Raw genomic sequence first — 8,857 nt, 5'->3', positions numbered from 1 at the left:
GGGGTGGATGCTGCGGGCGTGCCGGACTTTGGGGACGGATACGAGCTTCCGCAATCGGTCGGTGTTCGCGCGGGCGTGGCCGGATGGTGATCGCGTTCAGGCGGTCCACGTCTCCACGATCCAGCGCTGGGAAGCCGGGCTGGTCGTCGTACCGCGCGATGCAATCAAACGCTACGAAGAACTGCTCCACCTCCCGACCGGTCAGCTGACTGCGGTATTCGACCTGCTCCCCGGTCTCACTCGCCACCCGCGCCCTCTGCCGACCGCAACCAGCGGCGATCTCCAGCAACTGACAGCACACGGCAACAGAGCTGGCGTACTGCTGGATCAAGTCTGCTCACCCGCGATCGTGACCGGGGCCCAGTGGGACGAGTTGACCGGCCTGCTGACGCAGTGGCCGGCAGCGTTCCTCCCGCCGCGCATGTGGGAAGAGATGGCGCAGCGTCTGCTGATGGAGATGCTGGTCGCTGACGGTACGTCGTGGGCCCAGCGCTACGAGGCGCTCGCCCGGCTGTTCAATCACCCCACCGGCGGTACGGCGGCCATCGACGCCTGCGCGTCCGCCGCCGGCCTCCGGCACCACCAGGCGATGACGTCCACGGTTGCGGCGCTCGGAGCCAGCGATCACAGCGACTCGATCGCGGCGATGGTCTCGCAGGTCCACAATCCCACCAACGACCGCGCCCTGGCCGGGGCTGTTGCCGGCTTGGCCGAGACTGTCTGGCGCGGCCGGCTCAACCCGGCGCAGCGCGGCCAGGTGCTGGCTGTGCTCCAGCCGTTGGCCGGATCCGGTGACACTCTCGACGCCTGGTCCACCAACCTCGTGCAGCGCCTGACGACAACCCCTCCAGTACGGCGAGCGCCCGCGGCACCGGACGATGCGCGTCGCAATGTGGTCGACCGGGTGACGAGCCGCGCGATCGCCCAGGTCGACGGTCCGGATCCGGCCGAGTACGACGTACTGGGTGAAGTGGTGCATTGCCTGCTGTTCCATCAGGATCCGGACAGCCAGCTCGCAGCTTCGTTCACGCTCGCAGCAACGCCGTACCGGCGACCTCTCGCGGCCGCGCTGCGTCAGGAACTCGGGGCCACCCTGGCAGGACCTGCGGGATGGAGCACGACCGTGCTCGCCGCGCTCCGGGCGCTCGGCGGCGAATCGGAACTTCGGCTCGCCGAAAGGATCGTGACCGCTGCCGGGATTCCGGGCGAGACCGTCCGCGTCGCGGCCTTCGCCATCGCTCACCTGGGCGGCGAGGGTAGCGACACCTCAGCGGCGTGGTGGCAGAACGCGATCTCCCAGCAGCTGGCAAGGCCGACCGATCTCGAGATCCTGCGCGGTCTCGCGTACAGCGCAGGCATCACCGGCCGGCGGGCAGCCCTCGAACAACTGCGCGCCGACCCACGCACGCCGTACGACTCCCAGGCCGCCGCGACGTGGTGGCTCGACCTACCCGGTCACGTCCTCATCAGCGCCCACAGCTGATATTTCGAGCGACGGCTGGCACCGTGGCGAGGCATGATCTCGGGGTGGAGTTTGAAGAAGTGCTGACCGGCGGGAACGTGGCCGCGGAGGTCGTCCGGATCGGGTCGACCGTGCGGAAACCCGCGCTGCCTCAGACGGCGGGAGTCGAGGCTGTCCTGAATCACCTTGCAGCTAAGGGATTCGAGGGTGCACCGCGTACGCTGGGGATCGATGAGCGTGGGCGGCATGTTCTCGAATACATCCCGGGCGCTCTGGCCGACACCCTGCTGCCCTTCTCGCTGGAGGAGCTGCAACGGGTTGGGCGGCTGATTCGCGAGCTGCACGACACGATGGAGGGATTCGAACCGCCGGCCGATGCGGATTGGCGAGCCGTGGTTCAGGATCCGGCCGGTGGGGATCTGATCTGCCACGGCGACCTCGCCCCGTGGAACCTGGTTCGCAACGACGACCGCTGGGTCTTCATCGACTGGGACAACGTCGGCCCCGGAACCCGGCTCTGGGATCTCGGGTACGCCGCCACCGGCTTCGTGTCGTTCGCACCGGACGGCGACGTACAGGTGGACGGACCGCGGCTGCGCGCGCTGGTGGACGGCTACGGACTCGATGACGAGCAGCGGCGGGCGCTTCCGGCCCAGATCGCAGCACACACGCGGGCGATGTACGACCTGCTGATCCACGGCCACCGCACCGGCGAGCAACCGTGGTCCCGGCTCTACGACGAAGGCCACGGCGACTACTGGGGACCGACCGCCACGTACATCGAACAGAACCACGACGCCTGGATCACAGCGTTGCTCTGAGCAACCGTCGTACGACGAAAGCCCAGGCAGATCGTGTCTACCTGGGCCGCTCGAAGCTGTATCAGCGGTCGCGTTCGGCGCGAAGGTCCGGCGAGTCCCATCGACCACCGCGGTTCTTGATGTTCTCCGCCGCTGCCGTCTGCCCGTTCTTCTCGAGCCGCTGGACCACCTTGTTGTGAACCTCCATGAGGTGGATCGCCTTGTCTCCCCCTCGGACGTCCCGACGCGCTTCCCTCTCGGCCTTACCCATGCTCAGCTCCTGTGCAGTTCGAAGGTGAGGCCGTCCGCGACCTCCCGGTTGATGGCGATACGACGCGGACCCGCAAATCCCGGTTCCCAGGTTTTTCCGGGCCCCCAGCAACCACCGGTACGACGAGGCTCAGCAGCTGGCTGGGGTACCGCGGCGAGGCGGCACCCCAGCTGCACCTCTACTGCAGAAGGAACGCGTTCGTGATGGTCTGGTCAACCTTGTTGCCTTGGGCATCGGATGCCGTGGCCTTCAGGGAGACCGTCTTCGCACCCGCAGGATGCTTGATGAGGGCGAAGGTCTTACCGCCGGCCGTGGAGAACTTGGCGGGCTTCCAGGTGACACCACCGTCGTGAGAGACGGACAAGGAGCCCAGCCGGCTGCGGTGACCGGCATTGTTGTCGACGGTGATCGGGACCAGCGTCGGGACCTTGGCCGAGGCGTTCGCCGGTGGAGCGAACCGGACTCCCAGCAGCGGCAGCGCGGCCGGTTCGTCACCCGCGACGGTCTCGGAGTGGAACGTCCAGTCGGCGACGATGCGCGACGACAGCGGGTTGTCCCGGGTCGCCTCGGTGTGGAGCTGGTACGTCGCCGGACCCGCCGGGACCGTGAAGTCGTCGATGTACCCCGGGAAGTCACCCTTCGCGACCTCCTTGCCATCCTTCGACAGCACGGTCGTACCCTCGGCCATGGCGTATCCGAAGTTGCCGGGATTCTGGTCGGCGTACAGCGGAATGTTGAGCTCCATCAGATCGCCCTGGCGACCTGCCGCGTCCGGGCTGTCCCGGTACGACGGGAGCCCCGGACCGAAGACCGGCAGACCCCAACGCTCGGTCACCGTCCGCCCGCGCTCGTACTTCTTCGGCGTACTGACGAACTGGTTGGCAAATCCTCGCCAGTCCTCAGGATCCGTTGTCTCGGTGAACGACGGGTACCACTCCGTGCCCGGGGAGTAGAACTCGTCCAGCGTGAACGGCAGCGGCCTCGTGACGATGTAGTCGCGAATACCGTACGTACCGGGCTTGGTGCCAGTGTGCTCCGACCGCACCCGAGCCAGCGAACTGTCGTGCACCCGGTGCACCAGCTTGCTCGGGATCTTGCCGAGGTCGTTGCGCTCCAACTGATAGATGTAGCTGGAGTTGGTCGGAGCCGACTTCACCTCGACCATCATGTAGCGGAACTCGGCCGGTGCCGCAGAGGTCCGGCTCGGCAGCACATACGTGCCCTCGAACGTGTTGCCGACCGTCGTTTGCCCGGTCGCCTCGTCGCCGCCCCAGACGGTGTCGCGATAGAACCCGTACCCCGCGGTCGTGGAGACCGCGTCCGGCTTGTCGACCTGGAACCCGATCGGTACGCCGGAACGCGCGTCGACCGTGATCTCCTTCGACCCGTCGACCGTGAAGGTCGGCTCGGCGAGGTTGGTCGACTTGGTGCCGTCCTCGGTCGCGACGTAGGACTCGAAGTAGTGCTGCCCCTTGACCACTCGGGTGGTCACGGTGCTTCCGTCACCCTCCTTCGGTACGGCGACGGTCGGGTCCACGAGGCCGACGAACCGGAACCAGTAGTTCGCCGTCGGCTTGCCGTCGAAACCGATGTAGTTCAGCTTGACGTCGTAGCTCTCCACCTCACGGGTGACCGCGATCGGCGTCCGCAGCGCACCCGCCGAGACCACGCCGCTGTACACACCATCAGCACCCGGTACGGCGGTGTTGGTGGTGACCGTCGCGGTCGCCTTGCCGCCGGCCGGAACGGTCAGCGACGCCGGCGACACGGTGAACATGCCGGCCGGAGCCGCCTTCCCATCCGGACCGGTGACGGCTGCGCGCAGATCCAGCGTGACCGGAGCCGAGCCGCTGTTGAAGTACGTGACCTCGCGGCTGATCGGCTTGTCGTCGTTGTGCGGCCAGCGCACGACGCCGTTGCTGATACTGCCGACCGAGGCACGGATAGTCGACTTCACGACGGCCGCAACATCGACCCGGCCGGCCCCCTGCTCGAACACACTCAGCTTCGGGTTCGCCTTCGCCGTACCCATCAGGGCGGCCTTGAGCTCACCGGCCTTCCACTCCGGGTGCTGCTGAGCCAGGATCGCTGCGGCACCAGCGGTGTGCGGTGCGGCCATCGACGTACCGGAGAGCTTCAGGTGATCCGGACCGATGTTCGGGTAGTTGGCCGCGAGGTAGCTGTCCTTGGCCTTCGCCGCGACGATGTCGACACCAGGCGCCGTGATGTCCGGCTTGATCGCATCGTCCAGCCAGCGCGGTCCACGGCTGGAGAACTCGGCCAGGTTGTCGTTGTGGTCGACCGCACCCACCGTCAGCCCGGAATCGGCCGACGCCGGACTGCCCGGCGTACCGCCGCTGTTGCCTGCGGACAGGACGAAGAGCGCGCCCGTCTCGGCGGTCAGCCGGTTGACCGCCTGCGACATGATGTTGGTGCCGTCGTCCGGCCAGTCGGAGCCCAGACTCATGTTGATCACTTCGGCACCGGAGCGCGCGGCCCACTCCATCCCGGCGATGATGCCCGAGTCGTAGCCGCCGCCCTCGTCGTCCAGGACCTTGCCGTTCAGCAGCTTGGCGTCCGGCGCGACGCCGCGGTAGACGTCGTCCTCCCCGGTCACGATCGACGCGACATGCGTGCCGTGGCCGAACTTGTCCGCCGTACCGCTCGCACTCCCGGTGAAGTCCTTCGCCGCAACGACCGCGTCCTTCAGGTCGTCATGCGTGGTGTCGATCCCGGTGTCCAGTACGGCGACCTCGGTGCCCTTGCCGGTCAGCCCGCCCTTCCACGCCTCGGGCGCGCCGATCTGCGGCACACTCTTGTCCAGGAAGGCCCGAACCGGTCCGTCCAGCCGGATCCACTGCTTGCCCTTGGCACGCAACGCCGTACGGGCACCAGTCCAGTACGGCGTCTCCTTGCCGATCCGAACCGCCGTACCGTCAATGCTCGGCAGGCTGCGCGCGTGGCTCGCACCGGACCGCAGTGCCACCGGGCCGCTGACGATCAGCGGGATGTCGGCGCGCGACTTGTCGCCGTACCCGTTCTTGATCAGTTGCGTGACGTTGAACAGCCGCGCATCCAGCTCACCGGACCGGACCGCCGCCTCCGCGTCCAGCGGGAGCACGGTGAGATCGCCGTTGATCTCCTTGCGCTGGACGAACTTGACGTTCTCCCGGCCCTTGCCCGGACGGACCTTGGCCGGCTGGTCACCGCGCAGGGTGACCCGGTCGCCGGTGATCAACGTGATATCGCCGGAGACTCCGTGTCCGGCCGGCTTCTGCGCCGTTGGTTTGTCGTTTCGCGCTTCGCCCGCTGTCGCCGTACCGCCGAACATGCTGCTCCCGGCGACCAGTACCGCCACGGCAGCCACGACGGGACGACTACGTCCCTTCCTCATAGCACCTCCACTGAGTCCTCACAGATGGGTGGACATAGGGGTTTATGTCCGGGAGGTGCGAAAAGTTGACAAGGGCCCGCGCATTTGACGGTCGTCGAATCGACCTTAGGAAGGATTGACGTCCTTGAGGAACACGATTCCGTCGATGCTGGGGAGGTGGTTCGGCTGCAGAGCGGCGTACCCGAACCAGGGGGAGACTCTCGGTTTCAGGGATGCGTTGAGGGTGCGGGGATCGATCAGCTGCTGGTCCTGTGCGTAGAGGACGCCCTCGATGGTGCCCGCAGGCGGAGTGCCGACTTCGCGGTGCTGCATGGTCCCGAGCGCGGTCGCGAAGAAGGCGTACTGCGCGCCGAGATGCGCGTTGACGAGCGCACCGGCGCTCCACCATTCGTGGTTGGCGCCGGCCATGTTCATGCTGCTCTTCTCCCGCTGCAAATGACCGTTGTGCGCGAACACCAGCGTCGGGCCGCGGTCGACGAGGTCGAGCAGGTTGGCCGCCATCATCGAGTCCCGCTGGGCGAGCAGGCGCGCGATGCGGCGGTCGGACTGGTCAGCCATCCAGTAGTGGTAGCGCAGGAGCCCGGTGGCCGTTCGGGCATACAGGCGGGCGCGTTGCCAGTCCTCGCGGGATGAGGCTGCGATCAGGTACGGCGTTTGGGTGTCGACGAGGACCGCGAGATCCCCTGCGATCAGTTGGAGGCGTTCGGCATCAGCGGTCTGGCCGATGGATTGGGTCGGATCCATCATGGTGGCCGGGTTCGTCCAGCGGTCGTCCGAACCAAGCAGGTCGTCGAGAGCGTCCGACGTACAAGGAAGCAGGTCGGCATCGAGCCAGTTGGCGAGGTAGGCGTGGAGCGTGGTGAGGACCGGGCGTGGGCCGGCCGGACTGCTGGTCTCCAGCGGCCCGTCGAACCCGGCGAACCGCACCTGGTCCACGCGTCCCTGGTTGAAGGTCCGCATCCATTCCACCAATTCGCGGTTCCCCGCCAGCCCACCCCACTCATGACTGAACCCGCGCGCCATCACCTCGTCGAGCTCCCCTTTGCCCGAAGTCACGTAGTCGTCCACCACCAGGCCCATCAGACAATCGGACTCGACCGTGATGGTCCGATACCCCTCGTCCTCGACCAGCCGCCGAAACACCTCGTTGCGCAGGCGGAGCAGATCGTTCTCCAGATGCGTCGGTTCACCCAACGCCAGCAGTCGCGGCTTGTTCGCCAGTAACTTCAGCAGATCCATATCTTCAACTTTATCGTTGAACCTCGTTATTGAATCTTCAGAACCAACATGAGGCTCAACGGCTACTGCAAACCTTCAACTGACGGGATCCAGATGATCGACGAGTTCGCCAAGGCCTACCTGCACGACGCACTCCAGTGGGCGCGCGCCGACCTGGTCCGGAAGCTCGAGGGCCTGTCCGAGTACGACGTCCGCCGTCCCCGCACGCTGACCGGGACGAACCTGCTCGGCCTGGTCAAACACCTCACCCTCTCGGAGGCCCGCTACTTCGGCCAGATCTTCGACCGTCCGTACCCCGAACCCATCCCCAGCTTCGACGACCCAACCTTCAACACCAGCGACTACCTCTGGGTCCGCCCCGACGAATCCCGCGCCGACATCCTCAACGCCTACACCCGCGCCTGCCAGCACGCCGACAACACCATCACCACCCTCCCGATCGACGCCCCCGGCCACGTCCCCTGGTGGCCCAGCCCGGACGTCAAACTCTTCAACGTCCTCGTCCACCTGCTCAACGAAACCAACCGCCACCTAGGCCACGCCGACATCCTCCGCGAAGAACTAGACGGAGCCCTCGGCTCAAACCCCACCCCCACCACCACCGACTGGGCTCCCCACCGCGCGAGAGTCGAGCAAGCCGCCCGCGAAGCCAAGGACACGTACTAGTACCTGCCCCAGCCATCTGCCTGCCGTTTCCAGGCGGGGCCGTCCGCCGGCGAGCCGACCAGTACGTGTCGTTAGCGACGGATCTTCCGACCGACAGGACGTATACGACCACTTGGACGCTCAGGCGGCGGCGGTGAGCGTGGCGGTGGTGTCCGGTATGCCTATACGTCCTGTGCTTCGGAGGATCGATCCGGCGTGAACCGTAAATGCGTTGCGGCAACTGGCGCATCCGGGGAGTTTGGGGTGATGGCGTCGGTGCTGGTGGTCGGAGGTCCGGGAGCCGGCAAGTCCTCGGTCGCCGAGGAACTGCGGCGCCGCGGACTGCGATCGGTCGACGCGGACTTCGTCCTTGCTCGGTGGGAGCGCCCCGACGGATCCCCGGTGCCGTTCCCCGCGGAGGCGCCCTCGATGGAGTGGATCCAGCGACACCGCTGGCATTGGGTCGCCGAGCGCGTCGACCAGGTACTGGCTGAGTCACCACTTGTCGTCTGCGGCACCGCCGCGAACATGGGCGACTACCTCGCCCGCTTCGATCTGCTGATCCTCCTCCAGGTCGACGAGCTGACGATGACCCGGCGACTGAGCGACCCACGTCGTACCAACGACTTCGGCAAATCCAAGGCCACCCTGCAGTGGTCCCTCGACTGGCGTCCCCAGTTGGAAGCCGAGATGCTCGCCGCCGGCGCCCACCCCGTCGACGCCCGCCAGCCCCTCGCGGCCGTCACCGACGAGGTCATCCACCTCGCCACCACCGCCGGCATCCCCCTCCCCGTCGCCAAGGACACGTACTAGTACCCGCCCCAGCCGTCTGTCCGCCGGCTCCAGGCGGGCCCGGCCGCCGGCGAGCCGACCACTACGTGTCGTTGGCGACGGATCTTCCGATCGACAGGACGTATACGGCCACTTGGGCACTCGGCCGGCGCTGGTGAGCGTGGCTGCGATGGGCGGTGGACCTATACGTCCTGTGCTTCGGAGGATCGATCTGGGCGTAAAGGGGCGGCGGCCGGGTGGTTGGGGAGGCAGGG

The 8,857-nt window shown here is 67.0% G+C and carries 7 protein-coding genes; 4 read left to right on the top strand and 3 right to left on the bottom strand.

Features of this window, described 5'->3' with window-relative positions:
• Positions 1-1,483, top strand: a 1,483-nt coding sequence (locus E1261_RS40795) for a hypothetical protein (protein ID WP_238176760.1), incomplete at its 5' end; no start/stop codon positions are given.
• A 44-nt stretch (positions 1,484-1,527) separates the two neighbouring features.
• On the top strand, positions 1,528-2,283 hold the full coding sequence (locus tag E1261_RS40790; protein WP_132415121.1) for a phosphotransferase enzyme family protein: 756 nt from the start codon (positions 1,528-1,530) through the stop codon (positions 2,281-2,283).
• Between the two features lie 61 nt (positions 2,284-2,344).
• Here E1261_RS40790 and E1261_RS40785 read toward each other — a convergent pair whose 3' ends face one another.
• From E1261_RS40785 to E1261_RS40775, 3 genes are all read right to left on the bottom strand, one after another.
• On the bottom strand, positions 2,345-2,533 hold the full coding sequence (locus tag E1261_RS40785; protein WP_132415120.1) for a hypothetical protein: 189 nt from the start codon (positions 2,531-2,533) through the stop codon (positions 2,345-2,347).
• Between the two features lie 178 nt (positions 2,534-2,711).
• The gene (locus tag E1261_RS40780; RefSeq protein ID WP_132415119.1) at positions 2,712-5,927 is read right to left on the bottom strand and encodes a S8 family serine peptidase; all 3,216 of its coding nucleotides are present in this window, start codon (positions 5,925-5,927) and stop codon (positions 2,712-2,714) included.
• A 105-nt stretch (positions 5,928-6,032) separates the two neighbouring features.
• Positions 6,033-7,166: an erythromycin esterase family protein gene (locus tag E1261_RS40775; protein WP_132415118.1), complete on the bottom strand. Its 1,134-nt coding sequence runs from the start codon at positions 7,164-7,166 to the stop codon at positions 6,033-6,035.
• A 93-nt stretch (positions 7,167-7,259) separates the two neighbouring features.
• Here E1261_RS40775 and E1261_RS40770 point away from each other — a divergent pair, with 93 nt between their 5' ends.
• Both E1261_RS40770 and E1261_RS40765 read left to right on the top strand, forming a co-directional pair.
• Complete coding sequence (locus E1261_RS40770; RefSeq protein WP_132415117.1) at positions 7,260-7,832, top strand: DinB family protein; 573 nt, start codon at positions 7,260-7,262, stop codon at positions 7,830-7,832.
• A gap of 246 nt (positions 7,833-8,078) precedes the next feature.
• Entirely contained in the window at positions 8,079-8,624 is a 546-nt protein-coding gene (locus E1261_RS40765) for an AAA family ATPase (protein WP_132415116.1), read from the top strand.
• Positions 8,625-8,857 lie beyond the last annotated feature (233 nt).

Source organism: Kribbella albertanoniae (genome assembly GCF_004348455.1).
In the GTDB taxonomy this organism is placed as follows: Bacteria; Actinomycetota; Actinomycetes; order Propionibacteriales; family Kribbellaceae; genus Kribbella; species Kribbella albertanoniae.
This window is presented reverse-complemented; position numbering and strand designations above follow the sequence as displayed.